Here is a 20,160-nt window from a genome sequence, read left to right on the forward strand (position 1 = left end):
AGGACCTCGACAATCCTCATTCTTGCTGGTCAGAGGCACTTTTCGCTTACCTGACCACCCGTCGGACAACTCGCTTCATGAAAGCGCGAGGCTAGTGGCTCGGCAGCCGTTCGACCAGTGCGTCGGCCTGGTCCCGGACCAGCCGCAGCTCCTTCGTCGCGGCGACGTCGTCCATCATCTCCAGGCCGGGCAGGGGGCGTACGTCAAGACCTCCGAGCCCCGTGATCATCACGGTGTACGAGTACGACTCGAATCCGTGGCAGCAGGGGCAGATCGTGTCCTTGTCGGGGAGCTTCACTTTCCAATGCTCGATGTGTTCGGCAAGGCCGTCCGGCATCTTGCGGGTCTTGGCATCCTGGCAGTACTGGTTGTCGTTGTGCTTGGCAGCCACGTAGTGCAGGACGAGGAACTCCCGGACACTGTCCATCACGTTGGCGACCTGCCAGTTGAAGGACGTGCGCAGCTGATCATCGTCCCGGCCGTCCGGGAAGTCCTTCACCAACTGCTCGATCGCGTTCTGGATGCAGAAGATCCCCGTCGACTCGACGAAACCCGCTGGACAGGCCGATCGCCACGCAGTTGTTCACCCAGGAGTTCTCACCCCGGCCGATGCGCATCCGGACGTGGTTGGCGTCCAGGTCGTCCGCGGCGGGTCCCACGAACTCACTGGGCGTGGGCTCGGCCTCGTCCGGGAGCAGTAGTCGCCAGCGTCGGTGCGTACATGCGTGAGGTATCCGCGCTCGTCCACCGCGGCCTCGACCACGCGATCCAGCACGCGCCGGACACTGCGGTCGGTGCCGTAGCCCGTGAGCAGCTTCGCCAACAACGTCGCGTCGAACTGGTACGGAAACTGGGTGGTCTGCTCGGCCATCGTGGACCGGGCCTCCGGACCCGAACCGAGCAGTCCCTGTCGTAGTCCGCGCTGGGCCGCTTGTGCAGCCACCAGTCGACGAGGGACGCCTTCCACCACCCGTGGCCGCTCGAAGGGGTGATAGAAGTGGTGACCCTCGGCCCGCCCGTTGTCGCAGCGGATCGCCAGCTTGTACGTGGCGTGACAGTCCGCCATCCAGTCACGCTCCTCCAGTCCGAGGTACGCGAAGAAGTGGCGGATCGTGCTGGAAGAGGCTGCACCAACGCCGATGGTGGGCACGTTCTTTGACTCGACGAGAGCGACAGCAAGCTGATCGCCGAACGTCGCTTCAAATTACGACGCGGTGATCCAGCCAGCGGTCCCGCCGCCGACGATCACAGCACTTCTGACCATGGTCTCCTAAACTTCCGTCGAACTGAACCGTCTTGAACCATCCCGGCAGCCGCGCCTCATGCAGCTGGGGCCGGCCCGCCGTCACTGCACTCGTCGACGAACTCCAAGATCCTGCGCACCCCGGTCCCCAGCACCGCCGGATCCACACAGAACGCGATCCGGACCAGATGCCGCGCCCAGGGCGCATAGGTGTGGGAGCGGATGCGGCCCCGGATGTCGAGCTCGGGGCGCATGGCGAACCCCTCGCCCGGTACGACCGCGACCCCCTTGCGCTCGAGCAGCCGCGTAGCGAACGTCTCAGCGTCCAGGCCGGTTCGGCGCACGTCCAACATCGCATACCACCCGCCGGCCGGCAGCTCGTGTAGCAGTCCGGCCCGGATCAGCGGCGGCAGCCCCGCATCCCTGTTGCTCTGCACGAGCTTGCGGTTGGTCGCCGTGGCGTCGGACCGGCTGTCCAGCGCGGCGATCCCCGCGTACTGCACCGGGGTCGACGTGCCGATGATGTTGGCCTCCTGGACAACCTTCATGACGTCGGCGGCGCGGTCGTTGGCCAGTGCGACGTAGCCCAGGCGGTAGCCGGTCATCGCAAAGCTTTTAGAGAAGCTGAAGACCCCGTGCACGATGCGCTCGTCGACCGAGACGTCCCGTTCAAGCGAGGCGACCGAGATGTGCTCGCGTTCGTAGAGGAAGTGTTCATAGGCCTCGTCGCTGATGACCTGCCAGCCCCGGCTGCGCGCCAGGTCCAGCAGGGCGCCGAGCTCATCGCGGTCCAGGACGACACCGGTCGGGTTGGCCGGTGAGTTGATCAGCAGGACCCGGGTACGCGGTGTCGCGACGGCTGCGATCGCCTCGGGGTCGGGCCGCAGATCGGCGCCGAGCGGGTAGAGCACGGGCCGGAATCCCGCGAGCACGCTCTGCTGCAGATGGACCGGCCAGTGCAGCTCCGGCAGCAGGATCTCGGCGCCGGGCTCTGCGAGCGACTGCATCAACGCGGCCAGGCCCTGGCAGGAGCCCGGTGAGATCAGCAGCCTGGAGACCGCGCTGTCCACGCCGTTGTCCGCCCGGAGCTTGTCCACCACCGCCGCGCGAAGCTCGGGCAGGCCCTCCACGCCGGTGTACTTGGTCTCGCCGCGCCGCACGGCGTCGATGAAGGCCTCGGCGACGTTGTCGGCCGGGTCGAAGTAGGGGTCGCCGACATGCAGCTTCAGCACATCGACGCCGGCCTCTTCCTCCCTCAGCTGCGCAGCCCGGAAGATGCGGTGCAGACAGGAGGAAGGTATGGAGCCGGCGGCGGACAACATCTCGAAAGTCATACCCGTGCCACCTCTGTAATGTTGAGAGCCCGTCAGATTCACCAGGTGTGTCATGCGGTGCGGCCGCCGTCGACGGACATCAGCGCACCGGTGACCCAGCCCGACAGCTGCGGATCGAGCAGCAGGCACACCCACTGGCCGATCTCGGTGTCCTCGCCGAACCGCCCCATCGGGGTCGACGCGAGGAGGTCGACCCGCATCTGCTCGGTGGCCTTCTCGCTGAAGCCGGTCTCGTTCCACATCGGAGTGTCCACCGGGCCGGGCAGGATCGCGTTCACGCGCACGTCCGGTGCCAACTCCCTGGCCAGCGACCGCGTCAGGCTGTTGGCGGCCGCCTTGGTCGCGCCGTAGAAGGAGCGCCCCGGCATCGACAGTGCGCCGCCGACTGACGTGATGTTGACGACGCTGCCACGGCGGGCCCGCAGCTGCGGTAGCGCGCAGCGGATCAGCTGGGCCGGCGCCCGGACGTTGACGGCGAACATCGCGTCGAACAGCGCGGGGTCCATCTGATCGAGGGAGCCGAAACGGGCCAGGCCCGCGTTGTTGACCACCGCGTCGAGCCCTCCGAAGCTCGCGGTCGCCACCTCGACGATCCGTTCGGCGGCGGCGGGTGCGGCAACGTCCTGCGCCATCACCGCGACGGCGTCTCCGTAACGCGCCGCGAGCTCCTGCAGTGGTTCCTCGCGGCGCCCGACGACCGTGACGCTCGCGCCCGACTTCAGCAAGCACTCCGTAATGCCCCGGCCGATACCGGTGGCCGCACCGGTGACCACGACCGACATTCCGGCAAGCGTCATCACACGGCCTCGCTCTCCGCGAAGACCGAGCGGATGTCGCTGACCAGCTCGGTCGGGTCCGACAGAAACCAGAAGTGCCCGCCCGGCCAGGCCCGCACGCTGAACGGGCCGGTGCTGACGCCGGACCAGGCACCGATTCGTGCCCCGTCGACCAGCGGGTCCTCGGTGTTGAGGTAGCCGCGGACCTGGCAGCTCAGCGGCTCGTCGGGGGGCATCGGCCGATAGGTCTCATTGAGGGCGATGTCCGATCGGAGCACCGGCAGGAGCAGCTCCCTGAACTCAGGGTCGTCCGCCACCTCCGGGTCTATGCCGCCCAAGTCCCGCAGCAGGGACCAGAGTCGGGTGTCCGGGAGCCGGTGTGTGGTCCCGCCGCCGGCCAGCCATGGCGCCGGTGCGCCCGAGACGAACAGGCAGTCCACGTGGGTGCCGCTCTCCTGCAACACGCGCGCGGTCTCGTACGCGACCAGTGCGCCGATGCTGTGTCCGAACAGGGTGCAAGGGGCCGGGTCGAGGCGCAGCAGTTCCGCTGCGACGCACGAGGCCATCTCGGCGATGCTGGTCGCGGGTGCCTCGGCGATCCGGTCGGCGCGCCCCGGGTATTGCACGGCGAGCAGTCGGGAGTCAGCGGGCATCGCCGACGACCAGGCGCGGTATGTCGCCGCCGAACCACCCGAATGGGGAAAGCAGACCAGCTGGCCGGCCGGGCGCTCCACGTCCTTGAGGACCCGCACCCAACGTCGGTGAAGCGATCGTATGGGAGTCACGCCATCGAGCTTCACCGAAACCCTTGGCCTGTCCACCACAATCTGTCAAAGCTCTGTCGAGCCCGCCGTCGCTCCTGTGCCACTGCCCGAACCTGAAGGCGTCGCAACCTAGGAGGACACATGCTGGACGGGTTCGTTCCCTGGCCGCCCAAGTTCGTCGACCGCTACCGCCGCGCCGGCTACTGGAACGGGGTCTCACTGCGGCAGCTGCTCGCCGACCGCGCGGGCCGCCACCCAGACAAGATCGCCGCAGTGGACGTACAACGCCGTGTCGACTACGCAGAGTTGCTCACGGAGGCCGACCGTATCGCGTCCGGCCTTCTCGATCTCGGCGTCGGGCAGCACGACCGGGTGGTGGTGCAACTGCCGAACAAGATCGACTTCCTGACCACCGTCGTCGCCCTTGTCGGCATCGGTGCGATACCGGTGCTCGCACTGCCCGGTCACCGCCGCGACGAGATCCTCCACCTGGTGCGCTCATCGGACGCGGTGGGCTATGTCGGCCCCGACCGGCTCCAGGGCTTCGACTACCGGGCGCTGGCCCGCGAGGTCCGCCGCGACATGCCCGGCCTGCGGCACGTCTTGGTCGCGGGCGATCCTGCGGAGTTCACGCCGCTGTCCGAGCTCGCCCGGTCCGCCGTACGGGAACTGCCGCCGGTCGACGCGTCCGAGGTGGCGCTGCTGTTGTTGTCGGGCGGCACCACCGGTGTGCCGAAGCTGATTCCGCGGACCCACGACGACTACGCGTACAACATCTTCGCCTGTGCCCGGGTCCTGGAGTTCGACGACAGCGGCGTCTACCTCGCCGCGAACCCCGTGCCGCACAACGCCGCACTCGGCTGCCCAGGGGCGCTGGGTGCGCTGCTCCTCGGCGGAAAGGCCGTGCTGGCCGCCAACCCCAGCCCCGACCACGTGTTTCCATTGATCGAGCAGGAGCGCGTCACGCTCACGACGCTCGTGCCTGCGCTGGCCTTGCTGTGGGCGGACGCGGCTTCGACCAAGCCGGTCGACATGAGCGGCATGACCATCCAGGTAGGCAGTTCGAAGTTCGGGCCCGCGGCGGCGGAACAGGTGAGCAGGAGCCTCGGGTGCCGGATCCTGAACGTGTACGGCATCGGTGAGGGCCTGATCACCCACACGCGGCTCGACGATCCGCCGGAGGTCGCCTTCGGCACCGAGGGCAGGCCCGTGTGCCCGGACGACGAGATCAGGATCGTGGACGCGGACGGCGGCGAGGTTGCCCCCGGCGAGACCGGTGAGCTGCTCACCCGGGGCCCGTACACGATCCGGGGCTACTTCGCCGCGCCGGAGCACAATCGCCGGTCGTTCACCACTGACGGCTTCTATCGCACCGGCGATCTGGCCCGGATGACCGACGACGGAAACATCGTCATCGAGGGCCGTCTGAAGGACATCATCCATCACCTGGGCGAGAAGGTCTCAGCCGAGGAGGTCGAGGGCCACGTGCTGACCCACCCGCTGGTCCGGGACACCGCGGTGGTGGGCATCCCGGACGACGCACTCGACGAACGCCTCTGCGTCTTCGTCGTCCTCCGCCGCAGCGAGGCGAGCGCATCGGCGCCGGACATTTCCTTGCGCACGCTCAGGGATCACATCCGCAAGCGCGGCCTCGCGTCCTATAAGCTCCCGGACGAGTTGATCGTGGTGCCCGATCTGCCTCGCACCCCGGTGGGCAAGATCGACAAGAAGGCGTTGAAGGCCTCCTGTCCTGAGCGCCAGGTGGTCTAGGCGACCGTCTTCGCGCTCGGGCTCGGGCCGTACTTCGAAGGCCTGCGGGCGGTGGGCCAGGCGGACGTGTTCCGTCTGGCCCGCCGCCCGCGATCAGTACCTGGGGTCTGCCTTCATCAGGCCCACGGCTATCAGCACCCGCGAGACGCCGCTGACCGCGGCCGTCGCGAGGGCCTGAGGGAGCCTGAACGCCGAGGGCACGCTCAGGATGGTCCTCTTCGCGGTCCTGTAGTCACTGTGTGGGCCGAACAGCCGGTAAATGTACGGCATTTGAGATCCGACCCATAGTTTGTACACCAACCGCGGGTTCAAGAAGACGGCCGGGCGCCACGGGGAGCATCCGATCACCCGCGAGAAATCGATCGTGAAGTGGTTGTAGTGCACCAGCGTGCGGAGATCAGGGTTGCCGTGGAAGACCTCGTTCTCGTACGCCGCCTGACGCTCGATGAGCCCCTGGAGCCTGACACGGTCCGGCAACTTCTTCTTTCCGCTGCACAACAGGGCGAAATACCGACTCTGCATCTCGGAACACGCCGGCACACCGCCGGCGGCCGGCCGAGCCCAGCCGATGAAGACGACGTCGGCGCCGAGATCCGGGTGAATCATGTGCTTGTACAGCTTCCGCACATCGTCGATCTCGACGTCCTTCAGGATGCTGAAGTCCTCGATGTAGCCGGTGTTCAGCATGATCGTGTCGATCTCCACCCGGCGGCCGTTCTTGAACTGGACGTAGTCCTCGCCGAGGCGCTCGATACCTGATGCGTCAACCGTGAGCGAGCCGTCGACGACCCGGTGGATGAATGCCTCGTTCTTGGTCAGGAAGTGGTGGAAGAAGGACTTGTTCTTCGAGTTCCACTCGGCCACTGCCCTGGCGGCAGCTGTCTTGCCCCGGCGTTTGTTCCGCTTCACCCCGAAGTGCATGGCCGCACCTGCGGCCGCCAGAGGCACGGAGTGGAGCAGGTGCGAGGTGTAGGCGTCGTTCGTGTGCGGCCCGCCCCCCGGGTACCACTCGACGATGGGCTGGTAGCGGCGCACGGACAGCGTGCAACTCGTTGCCGTCTGGGCTAGCTCGTTCACGACGTCCGCTGCCGTCTCGCCGATCCCGATGCAGAGGACTCGCTTTCCGCGGAATCGTTCAGCGTTCCGGTAGTGGGCCGAGTGCACGATGTCGCCGGTGAATTCGGACTGTCCCGGCAGGTCCGGGTAGTTGGGGACCCGGTGGGTGCCCGTGGAGATGACCACCGCGTCGAACTGATGCGCCTGCCTTGCCGCGGGGTCGCCCCCCCCGGAGCGACCTCGACCGTGTAGCCCCCGCTCTCGTTCTTCGACACGCTCAGCACGTCGGTGCGGTACTTGATGGCCGGCGCGAGACCGAACTTGTCGACGAAATCGAGCAGATACTGCCGGTACTCACCGGCCGACCAGTACCGTCGCTCCTGGTTCTCCGGCGGCGGGAAACTGGAGAACGTCATCATGTAGTTGGAGGTGGTCAGCATCGTCGAGTCGTAGGCGCCCGCCTCGTCGAGGCCGACCCTGCGCGGAACACGCCGCCCAATTCGGCGCCGTGCTCGAAGCAAGTCACTGAATGGTCTTCGTCGAGCAGCTCTTTCACCGCGACCAGTCCCGATGGCCCGGCGCCGATGACGCAGATGTTCTTCCGCATTCTTGCCTCTCCTTTCAGTGACATGCGAAGTGGACCGGCAGGCTGTCGTAACCGGTAAGGAAGTTCGAGTAGATGGGGCGCGGCGTACCGCACAGCTCCATCCGTGCCACGCCTGCGATCAGGGCGCTCAGCAGGGCCCTCAGTTCCGCTCTGCCGAGAAAGGCGCCCAGGCAGTAGTGCGGGCCATGACCGAACGCGAGGTGCTTGTTGGGCGAGCGGGACAGCATGAACCGGCGCGGCTGGTCGAAGACCGCCTCATCGTTGTTGGCCGAGATGTTCCACAGCGTGACGATGTCGCCGCGCCGCACCGTGTGGCCGCGTATCCGCAGATCCTCGACGGCGGTGCGCGCCAGATGGATCCCCGGCGTCGCCCAGCGGATGACTTCCTCCACCGCCGAGTCGAGGGAGACCTCGCCCTCGCGCAGAGCGCGCCACTGGTCGGGGTTCTCGATGAGCGCGGCCACCCCGCAGATCGCGGAGATCCGGGACGTCTCGTCACCACCGAGAATGAGGCTGTAGCAGTTTACGGCGATCTCCTCGACCGTGAGCCCACGCCCCTCGACCTGTGCGGTCGCCAGCATGCTGATGACGTCACCGCCGGGGGCGTCCCGCCGCTCCCGCGCCAACTCCATGAAATAGAGCACGATCTCGTTGCGGGCGCTGAGCGCGTCGAGCTCCGTGCTGTCCGCTTCGCCGGACGACAGCGCCATCTTGTTCCACTGCAGCAGCTGAGCGCGGTCCGCATACGGAATGGACAACAGGTCGCAGATCGTGTTCATCGGGATCTGCTCCGCGACCTCCGCGGCGAAGTCGAACGATTCGCGCCCGACAACCGTCGACACCAGCTCGGTCGTGCGTCGCTGAACCTTTTCCACGACCTCGCCGAGAACGCGCGGGGTGAAGGCCCGGAACATGAGGTTGCGCAGCTTGCGGTGGCGCGGGCCATCGGTGACCGCGAGCATGCTCCCGCCCGCGGAGTCATCACCGCGCAGCACCACGTCGAGGACGTTGCCCCGGGCGGAGCTTAGGGCCGTGTCGTGGTATAGCGACTGGACGTCGGCATAGCGCGACACCACCCAGAACCCGGCGTTCCGGTCAGTGGGTTCGTGCCAGTAGACGGGACGCTCGGCGCGCACTTCGCGCCAGAACTCATGGCTGTCGTTCTCAACGAATGTGGCCGGATCGGAAAGGTCCAAGGACCGAACTCTCAGAGCGGGCTTACTCATTGCGGGAGAGTGACAGGTCCCACATGGCCAATGCCCGGAGACTTGCGCGTTCCTTTCCGGCCAACCTACAAGAAGGCTGCCCGGCCGGCCGATGCCGACCTGCCGAGCAGCCTCTGTGCTGATGGGTCATGACCCGTCAGTTCCGTCGAGGACGAGTTCACGCCCGACCGGCTCCTGGGCCCGGTGCCGCTGTGCTGGTGCGGGGCAGAACGGTGAGCGCGACGAGGACAGCCGCGACCAGGAGCACAGCGCCGATGGTCATGCCGAGCGCGTAGCCGTCGGTGAGAGCGTCGAGGCCGGGGTTCTTGCCCGTGCGGTCGTGGGCGGCGGTGCCGAGGGCGGCCAGTCCCAGGGATGCGCCGATCTGGCGTGTGCTGTTGAGCATTCCGGAGGCGGAGCCCGTCTCGTGGGGCGCGACGCCCACGGTGGCGGTGGAGACGACCGGTGCGAGGCAGAGCCCGAATCCGATGCTGGTGACGATCGACGGCCCCAGGACGTCGGTGGCGAACGAGCCGTCGGCGCTGATCATGCCGAACCAAGCGAACCCTGCCGCGGTGAGCATCCCGCCGCCGATCAGGAGATTGCGGGCCGGGAACTTGTAGCCGAGCTTTACGGCGACCACAGAGCCGACTACTACGCCGAGCGCGAACGGCAGGAACTGGATCCCGGACAGGGCCGGTCCGTGCCCCAGCACACGCTGCAGGTAGAGGGAGACGAAGTAGAAGGCCGAGGCCATAGCGGCGCCGAGGAGGAGGTTGTAGGAGTTGGCCGCCGCGACCGAACGGTTGGTGAACAGGCCAAGCCGGATCAGCGCGTCACGGGTGGTGGTCTTCTCGACGTAGAGGAACGCGGCGAGGAGCACGACGGCGACGGCCAGGGTCGACAGCGTGGCCGCCGAGGTCCACGCGTACTGGTCGGTGCGGATGATGCCGAACACGAGCAGGGTCATGCCTGCTGTGGCGAGGACCGCGCCCAGCACGTCCGGGCGCCCGCGGCGCTCGACGGGCTGGTCGGGGGCGATGCCGCGCCAAGCCAGGGCCAGCGCCACCGCGACCATCGGGACGTTGATGAACATTACCCATTGCCAGCCCACGTACTGCGTGAGCAACCCGCCGATCAGGACGCCGAGGGCGCCGCCGGCGGCGTTCATCGCGCTCCATATGCCGAAGGCCTTGACGCGGGCCTTGCCGGTGGGAAAGGCCCGGGCCAACAGCGCGAGCGCGGCCGGCGTCAGTGTGGCGGCCCCGACGCCCTGTACGGCGCGGGCCGCCACCAGCTGACCGGGTTCCTGCGCGAAGCCGCCGGCGAGGCAGGCGAGGCCGAACACGGGGAGCCCGATCGTCAGGATCCGCTTATGGCCGTACAGGTCTGCGATCTTTCCGCCGAGCAGGAGCAGCCCGCCGAACGTGAGGGCGTAGGCGTGAATGACCCAGGTCAGGCCTACTTCGCTGAAGCCGAGGCCGGAGGCGATCTCCGGCAGACCGACGTTCACGACCGACAGATCCAGCGACACCATGAACTGCACGACTGCGACCGCGGCGAGGGTGAGCTCGGGCCGAGCGACCCCCTCGCGGACCACTTCTCCGCTTGCTGATTCCGTGTTTGTCACCACAGCATCAGTCCCTTTGTGATCTTGGGTGAGGGGTATTTTCGAACACGTTCCGAAATTAGCATCGGGCCAGCGGGCTGTCGAGCGCAGACGACAAAGGCGTGAGATCTTCACAGAGAGGCATGATGGGGTGGTGTCCCGAACCAAGGCAGCGCACGGCCGCGTCGGCCGTCCCCCTGTGACATCCCGTACGCAGATCCTGACTGCGGCCCGTCGCCTCATCGATCAGAGCGGCTGGGAGAAACTGACCATCCGTCGGCTGGCCGCCGAGATCGGTATCGGCACGACGACCCTCTACCACCACGTACGGGACAAGGAGGACCTGCTGTTCCTCCTGATCCACGAGTACGCGGACCAGATCCCCCACCCTGGCCTGTCCAACGAGCCGCGGGACCGCATCGTCGCCTGCGCCACCGCGTTCCATGACGCCCTCGCGGCCTGGCCATGGGCTGCAGAGGTCCTCACCACCGACGGGTTCATCACCCGGCTCGGCGACTCGGCACTGTGGCTGGTCGAAACCATCTTGGCCGGGGCGATGGACCATGGATGCACGCCCGAGCAGGCCGTCCATGTGTTCCGCAATATCTGGTACTACACGGTCGGCGAGATCCTGGTGCGCGCGCACTCCGCAGACCAGCGCCTGGACGACAAGCGTCCCACCGCCCCCGACGCCTTCCTCGACGGCCTCGACACATCCAAACTGCCGCGCCTGGCCGCCCTCGGCGATCAGTGGGCGACGCTGTCCCGGCTCGACACCTACCCCCAGGCACTGTGCGCCTTCGTCGACGGACTGCTCGCACAGGCCACAGCGGCGACAACGCAGAGCGTCGACAGCTGATCAACCACGTAGCTCCCGGCAGATGTCGAGCCGGCCGAAGCACTCAGGTCTTGCCGTTTTCTTTCCGATGATCTGCCTCGACGGGGTGCGACACTGCAGGCTTGGCACGAGACAATTCCGACCGCCTGGGAGCCGACGGTGAGCAGCGATCTCTTGAGCAGCCGAAGCGGTGAGCGTGCCGAGCCGCGCCTGCCCGGCCCGAGGGCACGAATCCCCGACTGCCCGCTGGCGCGCACGGTCGAAGTGGTCGGCCACTGGTGGACCTTGGAGATCCTGCACGAGGTCTTCGACGGCCACACCCGGTTCGACGCGATCCGCCGGAATCTGGCCACGCCCGCCGCCGCGCTGCAGGACCGGCTCGCCGATCTGGTGGCGAAGGGCCTTCTCGAGACCGAGGACGGTACCGAGGATCCCGCGGACCGCGAGTACCGGCCCACCGGGAACGGCCGGGCTCTGCGCCCGCTCATCCTGGTCATGGCGGCATGGGGGAACCGTGAACTCCCCCCACAGGACCGCAGTCTCGTACTGGTCGACGTCAGGGCGGGCGTGGCGGTGGACCCGGTCGTGGTCGACCGCCACACGGGCCGGCGGATCGACACGGCCAACTACGTCTTCACCCGCGGCCCCCGGGCGAGCGAGTTGATCAGCGCCCGCTATCCAGAGATCCCACAGCGGCGGTGACCCGCGCGTGAGCGGTCGTGGCTCGGGTCTGCCGGGCTCGCGCCGCTGAACCGCAGGCTTTCGTACCACCATGGGCTGCCCTCGTCCTTGTAACCGTTCGCCCTGTTCGGCAGGGACGGTACGGGCCCGAAGCCCTCGCCCATGCGACAACTGCCCACAGCAGCACGTGTATTCGCCCGGAGCTGCTCCTTGCCAGTTGGGCAACCGCGCCAGAACGACCATGAAGGGCCTCACACCGCCATGGGTGTATTGGAAAACGGGTGTAGCTCTCCTGCAGTGAGGTCGTCGTGGGTTGTTGCTGCCCGGGACGGTTTGCCGGATCGTCGTGTCCAGGGTTCGGGGCTGGGAGGCGGCGATGGTGTCGTGGCTGAAGGAACTGGAGCGACGGGAGGCTGCTGCGCGGGATCGGATCGCTGAACTGCGTGGGCAGATTGAGGAGTTGGCGGCCTTGCTGGCCGAGCAGGAAGGGGTGGTGTCCCGGCTGGAGATCACGCGGGAGACGATGAGCGACATCTTGTCCGCGGACGGGTCGGTGACCGGCCCCGAGACCGGGGAGAGCGGCGCGGCGGAGCCGGCGAATGGGCCGGTGGCCGGGGCGGGGTCGCCGGTGGGGGTGCGGCTGGTGCCGACCTGGTCGGCGGATTTGGACGCGGCGGTGCTGCCGTCCTCGTACCGGGACATCGTGGAAGTCCTGGGTGACGCGGTGCATCCGATGCGGGCGCACCATCTGTGCGCCGCGCTCGGGCTGTCAACCGACAAGAGCAAGGTGGAGGGGTTCCGTTCGAAGCTGAAACGGCTGGCAGAACGGGACTGGATCGCGGAGCTGGAGCCGGGTCTGTTCGCCGCGCGGGGCACGCCGGTGCCTACGGGGAGTGCGCCGGGGCAACCGGGGGATGCCGGTGGGCACTGACGCGCCGGTGAAGAAGGCGGGCTCCCGCTCCTAGCGTCGGAGGTGACGAAACCAGCCCGATGCTCGTGAAAGCGAGAGCCCGATGAAACAGTACGAGAGCGCCGCGATGGCTGACCCGTTTGCCTGCGCCGTTTCTTTCTTCTCTTCTCTGCTCACCGATTTCTCCGGCCCCGGTGCGCTCGAACTGCCCCACCAGGAAGTGGAGGAGCGGGCGGCGGTCGGCGGCCGGGAGCTGGCCCGTCTCCTCCTGCAAGGCCACCTCGACCTTCGTACGCGGCGCGAGGAGACCGTGTTGTCCGCGCTGGACGCCCCGGGCCGGGCGAGGATCGGCGGTGGACGGACCCGCCTGGAACCATGCCACCGACGCAAGTTGGCGACGGTGGTCGGGACGGTGACCGTGACGCGGTGTGCCCTGCGCGCTGCGGGACTGCCCAACCTGCATCCGGCCGACGCAGCGCTCGCGCTGCCACGTGAGCGACACAGCCTCGGACTGCGCCGCCTCGCGGTACTCGAAGCGGTCCGCGGCTCCTACGACACCGCCCTGGATGCGGTCGAACGCGCCAGCGGCAAAGTGGTCGGGAAGCGTCAGCTCGAACACCTGGTCAAGGCGGCTGCCACCGACGTCGCTGCCTTCTACTCAGCCCGCACGCCTGTCCCGGCGAGCGCGTCGACGCTGCTGGTCCTGTCCGTCGACGGCAAGGGCATCGTAATGAGGCCCGAGCACCTGCGCGAGAACACCGCCCGCGCCGCCCGACGCGCCCAGCACGTCTTCCGCACCCGTCTGTCCGCCGGGGAGAAGACGAACCGGAAACGGATGGCGACCCTCGCCTGTGTCTACGACACCGACCCGGCCGTTCGTCGCCCGCACGACGTGATCGCCCCGCCCGGTGGCCGCACCGGCCACCGCCGGCCCCGGCCCGGTCCCCGGGCTACCCACAAGTGGTTGACCGGCTCCGTCGAGCACGATCCCGAGCAGGTCATCGCCCAGGCTTTCGACCAAGCTACCGCTCGCGCCCCCGAGCACCGCCGCGACTGGGTCGTCCTGGTCGACGGCGCACGCCACCAACTCGACCTCATCCAGGCCGAAGCCGCCCGCCGCGGCATAAAGATCCACATCGTCCTGGACATCGTGCACGTTCTGGAGAAACTCTGGGCCGCCGCCCGCTGCTTCTTTCGCCCCACCGACCCGGACGGCGAGGACTGGGTTGCCATCCACGCCGTCCGCCTGCTGAACGGCGCCACCCACGACACCGTCACTGCCCTGAACACCGAGGCCGACCACCACCAACTCACCAGTGAACAGCGCACCGCCGTCGACAAAGCGATCCGCTACCTGCGGAACAACAGCGACTTCCTCCACTACGACCAGGCCCTTGCCCGGGGCTGGCCGATCGGCAACGGCGCGATCGAAGGAGCGGCCAGGCACCTGGTCGCCGACCGCCTCGCGATCACCGGCAGCAGATGGAGCGTCCCCGGTGCCGAGGCCCTCCTCCAACTCCGCGCGATCATCAGCAACGGCGACTTCAACGCCTACTGGCACTTTCACCTTGTTCGCGAGCATCACCGCACTCATGGGGACAAGGACCAGTACGGATACCGCCTGCCGACCTGAAGTCCCTGGCTCAGCATGATCTGTGGAGGAAAGCGGTCACCGCAGCGGCGAAGCGGTCGGGGACATCGTGGTGCACGACGTGCCCAGCGGGCAGTTCGACCCGGTGGGTACCCTCGGCCCGGCGGGCAGCCATGTCTTCGGCGTGTTCGGGCGCCAACTCGTCGCTGCGGGTTCCATGGACCAGCAGCGTGGGGCAGGTCACCGATATCCAGTCGTGCCAGTGGTCACCGTTGAGCGCCTTCTGGGACGCCACGGTGTCAGCGATGTCGAAGGAGAAACCCCAGCCCTGATCCGACTGACGGAAGGAACACTCGAAATAGGGTGCCGCCGCACCCAGGGCCGCGACCAACGCCTCCCGGGACGGCACGACGCCGGGAAGACGCGTAGTGAACGACCAGTCGCAGTCCACAACCGCACCGATGTCCTCGACGATCAGCGTGCTGACCTTGTCCGGGTGCCGGGCCGCGAACTGGTAGGCATTCACCCCGCCCAGCGAGTGGCCCAGCACCGCCACCGGACCGACGTCCAACTGCTGGTGAAAGGCCGCAACATCGGCTACGTACTCGTCCCGCTCGTAACCTTCAGCACGGTCGGACTCCCCATGCCCGCGCTGATCGAGCGCGATCACTCTCCACTCGGGAGCCAGCGCCGCCGCCAACGGAGCAAACACCAACGCTTCGCTGTAATGCCCGTGCAGAGCCAGAAGCGGCCTCCCGGGACCCCCGAAGTCCACATACGACAGTCTCCGACCACCCACCATGAAGAATTTGCGCATGGTGCGGATAGTAGGAGACGGCACTGACACTTCTCGGCTCACCAGCACCCGTCGAAGCCACTCGGACCGGGCACCCTCCCTCAGGACGAGCTACACCCTTGGAAAACCTGCCCTCCCCGTGTATGTGACCGTCACGCTCTGCGCCGTACTGCTCCTCACCGGTGCGGGACAGGCCGCCGCCCGCTGGCCGCGCCAGCCCGAAGTCGTCGGGAAGGTCACCGTGAATCTGCTGGTCGACCCGGGCGTCGGCACGGTTGAGTCGATTGGTGAGAAGCATCAGCTACATCGACTACAAGCTGAGTTCGAAGAGGTTGACAGCGCCGTCCTCGGGGCGCAGTTCCATGTCCAGCAGCCGGGAGACCTCCTGTCGCAGGGGCTTCGGTGCCCATGCGGGAGCTGCCGTGCTCGCCGCCACAGCCTGGGGCGACACAATCTCCTGTGACATCCATCAATTCCGGTTCGCCGGTCTCGTGCAAGCGGTTCTGCGCGCCCTCGCCCGGTGATGGGCCAGCTCAGGAGCGACCGGAGCCCGGCTCAGCCTCACACCTGCGCCTGGCCAGAATCTGGATGCTTTCCGGGATCCCCTGAGGTGGCGGACAACGCCCGGTCTCCCTGCCGCTGCATCTGCCGGCCCGGGCCGTGCGGATACTCATCGACGAGCACGGTCACCTGGGCCGGGGCCGTGCCGCGAAAAGGCCGACGCCGTCGGCTGGACCGCGTCAGCGCGCTCGAGCTGCGCGTTCTTGTCGCGCAGGGCCACGACTTCCTCCCCGCCGTTCTCGGGAACCTCCACTGTGCGAAACCGCTTGCGCGGTGGAGCGCGAGCTGCGGGGCGGGGCGGCGCGGTGTCAGGTCCGTGCATCAGTGCGGGCCGCGGAAGGAAGGACGCGGGATCAGACCCGGTCCAGTGGCCGGTGCGGCTCCTCCGGGAGCTCCACGTCGATCACATCACCGGGGCGCACTACACCGCTCTCCTTCACAACGCTCATGATTCCGACCTTGCGCACGATGTTCCCGGCCTCGTCGCGACCGACGACCTGTTTCAGCAGCCCGTCCTGGAACTCGTCGATCTGCCGGCAAGGGTTGCGCAGGCCGGTCACCTCCAGCACCGCGCCACCGCCGATACGCAGGACCGCTCCGACAGGCAGGCGGAGCAGGTCGATGCCGCGCGTGGTGATGTTCTCGCCGAGTTCGCCGGACGCCACCTGGAATCCTGCCGCACCGAGCTCGGCGAAGAGCTCCTCGGGCATGAGGTGGACCTGGCAGAGGTTCGGCTGAGTGGGATCCTGCTCCACACTCGCTCGGTGCTTGACCGTCATACCGGCATGGGCGTCTCCCTCCACACCCAGCCCTGCAAGCAAGGTGATGCTGTCCCGTTCCGGCTTGCTGAACGAATGCTCGCCGTTGCTGCTGACCGCCGTCACCATCCCGCTCAAGCGTCAGCACCCCCTGGACGCGCCCGCCTGCGCTCGCGGCACGCGATTTTCGTCGTCTCCACAGTGCTGCGGGCCAATCCGACGGCGTCGTACAGGAGATCGGTGCCGGCGCCGTCCGGGACGTCCTCCTGGGCGCGCAGCAGAACCGCCGCACAGCTGAGAGCGTCGCAGGCGGCGCTGATCTCCGGCGGGATGCGCCGTAGCCGTGGGGCGCGGAGCTCCAAGGCCAGCCTTTCCAGATCTTGCACGACCGTCGTGAGGTCCACAGTCGCCTCATAGACGTCAGGCACAGAAGGCCTCCCTTCACCTTCCCCGGCGCCGGGACGCCGTTGCACGGCGTCCCGGCGGGAGAATCACAGACGTCAAGCGGGCTGGTCCGTCTTTGTGACGAGGTAGTTGCCGAGCACGAGGTAGTCGATCTCGGTTCCCAGGAAGCAGTTCAGCGCGTCGGTCGGGGCGCACACGATCGGCTCGCCCGCCACGTTGAATGACGTGTTGATCAGGCACGGCACGTCGGTCAGCGCGGTGAACCGGCGCAGCAGCGACGCCAGCAAGGGCTCCTCGTCGGTGATCGTCTGCACCCTGGAGGTACCGTCCACGTGCGTCGCACCCGGGATCACGTCGTGGTGCTCCGGCCGCACCGGGAACACGAACGTCATGTACGGCGAACGGCTCTTGCGACCCATCTCGAAGATCTTCGGTGCATCCGACTCGAGCACGATCGGCGCGAACGGCCGGAACGGTTCACGGTGCTTGACCCTGGTGTTGATGACATCCTTGATATCCGGGAACTTCGGGTTCGCCAGGATGCTCCGGTGGCCCAGTGCCCGAGGCCCGTGCTCGAGCCGGCCCTGGAACCAGCCGATGACGACCTTCTCGGTGAGCAGCTTCGCCACCTGGTCGACAACCTCGTTCTCGGCCAGACGGGTCCATCGCACCCGATCACTGAACTCGTGCAGGGTCCGCTCGATCGTCGCGTCGTCGTACTCCGGCCCGAGGTACGGGGTGACCGAGTCCGCGTACTTCACCTCCGCGGTGTTGTCCGGATGGTTGGCCCAGGCGTGGACGGCGGCGCCGATGACGACTCCGGTGTCGCTGGCGCCGAAGCTCACATCCATGTCCTGGAAACGTGAACCTTCCAACAACTTGGTGTTGTTCACGCAGTTCAGCGCCAGGCCGCCCTCGAACAGCAGGTGGTTCAGGTCGGTCCTCCCCTCCAGCGCGCGGAGCTGGCGGCTCGTGACGACCGTGAGCATCTCCTGCGCAGCGGCGGCGATAGTGGCCTTGTACTCGACGGTGTCCTCGAAGGGACCGAAGTACTTCTCGAACAGGTCGTCGAAGCATCGGGGGTTCTCGATATCGTGCGGCCGGCAGAGGGTGTAGCGACCGTCTTCGTCCAGCAGGACGATGTGTTCGAGGAACGGATTCGGCGAGGGGGCCTCGGCGAATCCAGAAAGACCCATGACCTTGTATTCGTCGTTATTGGGCACAAAGCCCAGGAATCGCGTGATCGAGGCGAACAGATTGCCGAGCGAGTCGTTGGCACTGACGACCGACTCATCGAAGACCTGGATCCGGCCGTCGCGAATTTCCCCAGTCAGCGAGGAGAACAGTTCGGCACGGCCGTCGCTGATGAGGAATGCGGTGTCCTTCATTCCCGCCATGTAGTACCCGGTCATCGCATGAGCGAGGTGATGCTGCACAAACACCACCTTGTCCGGATCAGGTATGAATCCGGTGCGTGCGGCGAAGTCTGCGAGGATCGCCTCGCGCCCGAGGACCTTGTCGAACAGCTCACCGATACGACCCAGCCGGGACACCTTCTCCGCAGGCCCCATCGGAGTGGACGCGAGGTCGTGCATCATCGCGTCGAAGATCTCGGTGGTGAAGTTCCATGGAATCGCGATGAGATCCACATCGGAGAACTCTATGCCGGCCTGGTCCAGACACCACTTCACCGAGTTGAACGGGAAGTCCGAGGTCTTCTTCTCCCGGTTGAGTCGCTCCTCCTCGACGGCAGCGACCAGTTTGCCGTCCACCAGGAGCGCCGCGCCCGAGTCGTGCCCGAGGACGTAGTGCTTCTCGGTGCCCACCGCACCAAATTTCTCGGCGAAGACTTCTGCGCCCCGGGTGAACCCGTTGCAGCCCAGAACAATCATGACAATTTCCTTCTCTGTTGCGCTGCGTCGCGTGCACTGCCCGCCGACCGGCGGATCCGAGTGGAATATCCAGGTGCGGAAATAATCGAGCACCTACCAACACGAGCGAATTTCGCCGCCAGGCTATCGGCGAAGATCAGCCCGCTGCAATATGCGAATCGCACCACCCTGGATGCATTCTTCATACACCCCGGAACTTCGGACAATCCCCATGGCTAATCGAGTACATTGACACAACGAATTGCCGACGACAATCGTATGCGTCGCATTTCGCAGCGAACGAGGCCGGAACTTCCTGAGCCTTGATGTTCGGAGCGCCTTTCACAATCTCCAAGGAGGGGCTGCCATGCCCTTGGACCGCATACTCCGAAACTTGATCACCTGGCAACGCGCCGACGGCCCTCCGGTTCCGGTTCGTGCCTTGACCGTCGAGCAGGCCCGCGAGCGATATCTCTCCAACGCGGCCCTCCCGCATCGGGTCGACAGCGGCCCCCGCGCTGCCGTCACCGCCGTCGACCGGACGATCGACGCCGCGGACGGGACGTCGTTCCGGTGCCGGATCTACACACCGGCGACGGACGAGGGCCGCGTGGTCACCTATCTGCACGGTGGCGGATGGGTGCTGGGCGACATCGACAGTCACGACCATGCCTGCCGCATCGTGGCGGCATCGCTGGGCGCAGTCGTCGTCTCGGCCGACTACCGACGGGCACCGGAGTTCCCCTATCCCACGCCGCTGCTCGACGCCATTGCCACAGCCCACTGGACGAGCCGCTCCTTCCCCGGCCACGAACACGTGCTCGCCGGTGACAGCGCCGGCGCCAACCTTGCGATGGGCGTCGCACTGGACGCGCGCGACAGCGGTGACATCGGAATCGCCGCTCAATTGCTGCTGTACCCGCCCGTGGACCCACGGCTGCTCTTCGCCGCGGCCAGCGCCTGCGCCGAGGGATATCTGCTGACCGTCGACGACATGGCGTACCACTACGACCTTTACGTTCCCGATGCGCGACGGCGCCTTGACCCCGCCGTCGACCTGCTCAACGCAGACCTGCGGAATCTGCCGCCGGCGGTAGTCGCGACGGCCGAGTTCGACCCACTCCACGACGAGGGAATCGAACTGGCCGACAAGCTGGCCGTCGCCGGCGTACCTGTCCGCCATGTACCGGGGCCGGGGCTTGTGCACGGCTACTTTCTGATGCAGGACATCGTGCCGGCGGCAGCCACCTGCGCCGAGCGGGTCCTCCAGGAGCTGGACACGGTCCTCCGGTCGGCTCGCGACACGTACCGCCCCGCGTCCGGGCGGTACGCCAAGGCGGTCCGAAAAAACTGAGCGGGCGGGCGCCGAGCGAGAAATCCTCGGT

General features: G+C 67.1%; 18 protein-coding genes and 3 pseudogenes. 6 read left to right on the forward strand and 15 right to left on the reverse strand.

Annotation, left to right across the window (positions count from 1 at the left end; genetic code table 11):
- Positions 1 to 91: 91 nt before the first annotated feature.
- The 5 genes and pseudogenes from AC07AB_RS39015 to AC07AB_RS39035 all read right to left on the reverse strand — a co-directional run bounded on the left by AC07AB_RS39015 (position 92) and on the right by AC07AB_RS39035 (position 4,138).
- Positions 92 to 617, reverse strand: a pseudogene (locus tag AC07AB_RS39015) (tryptophan 7-halogenase).
- Positions 584 to 1,150 (reverse strand): tryptophan 7-halogenase, encoded by a 567-nt coding sequence (locus AC07AB_RS39020; RefSeq protein WP_478577170.1) that lies wholly within the window; start codon positions 1,148 to 1,150, stop codon positions 584 to 586. The pseudogene AC07AB_RS39015 and the gene AC07AB_RS39020 overlap by 34 nt, the downstream one beginning before the upstream one ends.
- Positions 1,151 to 1,320: 170 nt before the next feature.
- Positions 1,321 to 2,577, reverse strand: a complete 1,257-nt coding sequence (locus tag AC07AB_RS39025) for a pyridoxal phosphate-dependent aminotransferase (protein WP_478577173.1) — start codon at positions 2,575 to 2,577, stop codon at positions 1,321 to 1,323.
- Between the two features lie 50 nt (positions 2,578 to 2,627).
- Positions 2,628 to 3,374, reverse strand: coding sequence for an SDR family NAD(P)-dependent oxidoreductase (locus AC07AB_RS39030; protein ID WP_478577176.1), 747 nt, complete (start codon positions 3,372 to 3,374; stop codon positions 2,628 to 2,630).
- Positions 3,374 to 4,138, reverse strand: a complete 765-nt coding sequence (locus AC07AB_RS39035) for a thioesterase II family protein (RefSeq protein WP_478577178.1) — start codon at positions 4,136 to 4,138, stop codon at positions 3,374 to 3,376. The genes AC07AB_RS39030 and AC07AB_RS39035 overlap by 1 nt, the downstream gene beginning before the upstream one ends.
- 120 nt (positions 4,139 to 4,258) lie before the next feature.
- On the opposite strand from AC07AB_RS39035, the gene AC07AB_RS39040 reads away from it, so the two are divergent.
- Complete coding sequence (locus tag AC07AB_RS39040; RefSeq protein WP_478577181.1) at positions 4,259 to 5,887, forward strand: (2,3-dihydroxybenzoyl)adenylate synthase; 1,629 nt, start codon at positions 4,259 to 4,261, stop codon at positions 5,885 to 5,887.
- A gap of 93 nt (positions 5,888 to 5,980) precedes the next feature.
- Here the strand turns inward: AC07AB_RS39040 and AC07AB_RS39045 are convergent.
- The 5 genes and pseudogenes from AC07AB_RS39045 to AC07AB_RS39065 all read right to left on the reverse strand — a co-directional run.
- Positions 5,981 to 7,138: pseudogene (locus tag AC07AB_RS39045) on the reverse strand (NAD(P)-binding domain-containing protein); the annotation flags it as partial.
- 125 nt (positions 7,139 to 7,263) lie between these two features.
- Positions 7,264 to 7,383: pseudogene (locus AC07AB_RS39050) on the reverse strand (hypothetical protein); the annotation flags it as partial.
- On the reverse strand, positions 7,377 to 7,550 hold the full coding sequence (locus AC07AB_RS39055) for an NAD(P)-binding protein (protein ID WP_478577184.1): 174 nt from the start codon (positions 7,548 to 7,550) through the stop codon (positions 7,377 to 7,379). The gene AC07AB_RS39055 and the pseudogene AC07AB_RS39050, both read right to left, overlap by 7 nt.
- A 14-nt stretch (positions 7,551 to 7,564) precedes the next feature.
- Entirely contained in the window at positions 7,565 to 8,746 is a 1,182-nt protein-coding gene (locus AC07AB_RS39060; RefSeq protein WP_478577187.1) for a cytochrome P450, read from the reverse strand.
- Positions 8,747 to 8,933: 187 nt separating this feature from the next.
- The gene (locus AC07AB_RS39065) at positions 8,934 to 10,385 is read right to left on the reverse strand and encodes an MFS transporter (RefSeq protein WP_478577189.1); all 1,452 of its coding nucleotides are present in this window, start codon (positions 10,383 to 10,385) and stop codon (positions 8,934 to 8,936) included.
- A gap of 133 nt (positions 10,386 to 10,518) precedes the next feature.
- Between AC07AB_RS39065 and AC07AB_RS39070 the strand changes: the two genes are divergently transcribed.
- The 4 genes from AC07AB_RS39070 (at position 10,519) to AC07AB_RS39085 (ending at position 14,426) form a co-directional block, all read left to right on the forward strand.
- Positions 10,519 to 11,223: a TetR/AcrR family transcriptional regulator gene (locus AC07AB_RS39070; protein WP_478577191.1), complete on the forward strand. Its 705-nt coding sequence runs from the start codon at positions 10,519 to 10,521 to the stop codon at positions 11,221 to 11,223.
- 138 nt (positions 11,224 to 11,361) lie between these two features.
- Positions 11,362 to 11,904, forward strand: a complete 543-nt coding sequence (locus AC07AB_RS39075) for a winged helix-turn-helix transcriptional regulator (protein ID WP_478577193.1) — start codon at positions 11,362 to 11,364, stop codon at positions 11,902 to 11,904.
- A 355-nt stretch (positions 11,905 to 12,259) separates the two neighbouring features.
- The gene (locus tag AC07AB_RS39080) at positions 12,260 to 12,814 is read left to right on the forward strand and encodes a hypothetical protein (protein WP_478577195.1); all 555 of its coding nucleotides are present in this window, start codon (positions 12,260 to 12,262) and stop codon (positions 12,812 to 12,814) included.
- Positions 12,815 to 12,896: 82 nt separating this feature from the next.
- The gene (locus AC07AB_RS39085) at positions 12,897 to 14,426 is read left to right on the forward strand and encodes an ISKra4 family transposase (protein ID WP_478577198.1); all 1,530 of its coding nucleotides are present in this window, start codon (positions 12,897 to 12,899) and stop codon (positions 14,424 to 14,426) included.
- A 10-nt stretch (positions 14,427 to 14,436) separates the two neighbouring features.
- On the opposite strand, the gene AC07AB_RS39090 is transcribed toward AC07AB_RS39085, so the two are convergent.
- The 5 genes from AC07AB_RS39090 to AC07AB_RS39110 form a co-directional block, all read right to left on the reverse strand.
- Positions 14,437 to 15,201: an alpha/beta fold hydrolase gene (locus AC07AB_RS39090; RefSeq protein WP_478577199.1), complete on the reverse strand. Its 765-nt coding sequence runs from the start codon at positions 15,199 to 15,201 to the stop codon at positions 14,437 to 14,439.
- A gap of 289 nt (positions 15,202 to 15,490) precedes the next feature.
- Positions 15,491 to 15,646, reverse strand: a complete 156-nt coding sequence (locus tag AC07AB_RS39095; protein ID WP_478577201.1) for a hypothetical protein — start codon at positions 15,644 to 15,646, stop codon at positions 15,491 to 15,493.
- Between the two features lie 448 nt (positions 15,647 to 16,094).
- A complete protein-coding gene (locus tag AC07AB_RS39100; RefSeq protein ID WP_478577244.1) occupies positions 16,095 to 16,628 on the reverse strand; it encodes an MOSC domain-containing protein in 534 nt (177 codons plus the stop codon).
- 5 nt (positions 16,629 to 16,633) lie between these two features.
- Positions 16,634 to 16,927 (reverse strand): hypothetical protein, encoded by a 294-nt coding sequence (locus AC07AB_RS39105; protein WP_478577204.1) that lies wholly within the window; start codon positions 16,925 to 16,927, stop codon positions 16,634 to 16,636.
- Positions 16,928 to 16,999: 72 nt separating this feature from the next.
- Entirely contained in the window at positions 17,000 to 18,889 is a 1,890-nt protein-coding gene (locus tag AC07AB_RS39110; RefSeq protein ID WP_478577207.1) for a carbamoyltransferase family protein, read from the reverse strand.
- A gap of 328 nt (positions 18,890 to 19,217) precedes the next feature.
- Between AC07AB_RS39110 and AC07AB_RS39115 the strand changes: the two genes are divergently transcribed.
- Positions 19,218 to 20,129, forward strand: coding sequence for an alpha/beta hydrolase (locus AC07AB_RS39115; RefSeq protein ID WP_478577210.1), 912 nt, complete (start codon positions 19,218 to 19,220; stop codon positions 20,127 to 20,129).
- The last annotated feature ends 31 nt before the right edge of the window (positions 20,130 to 20,160 follow it).

This window comes from Streptomyces sp. NPDC044033, from assembly GCF_056434425.1.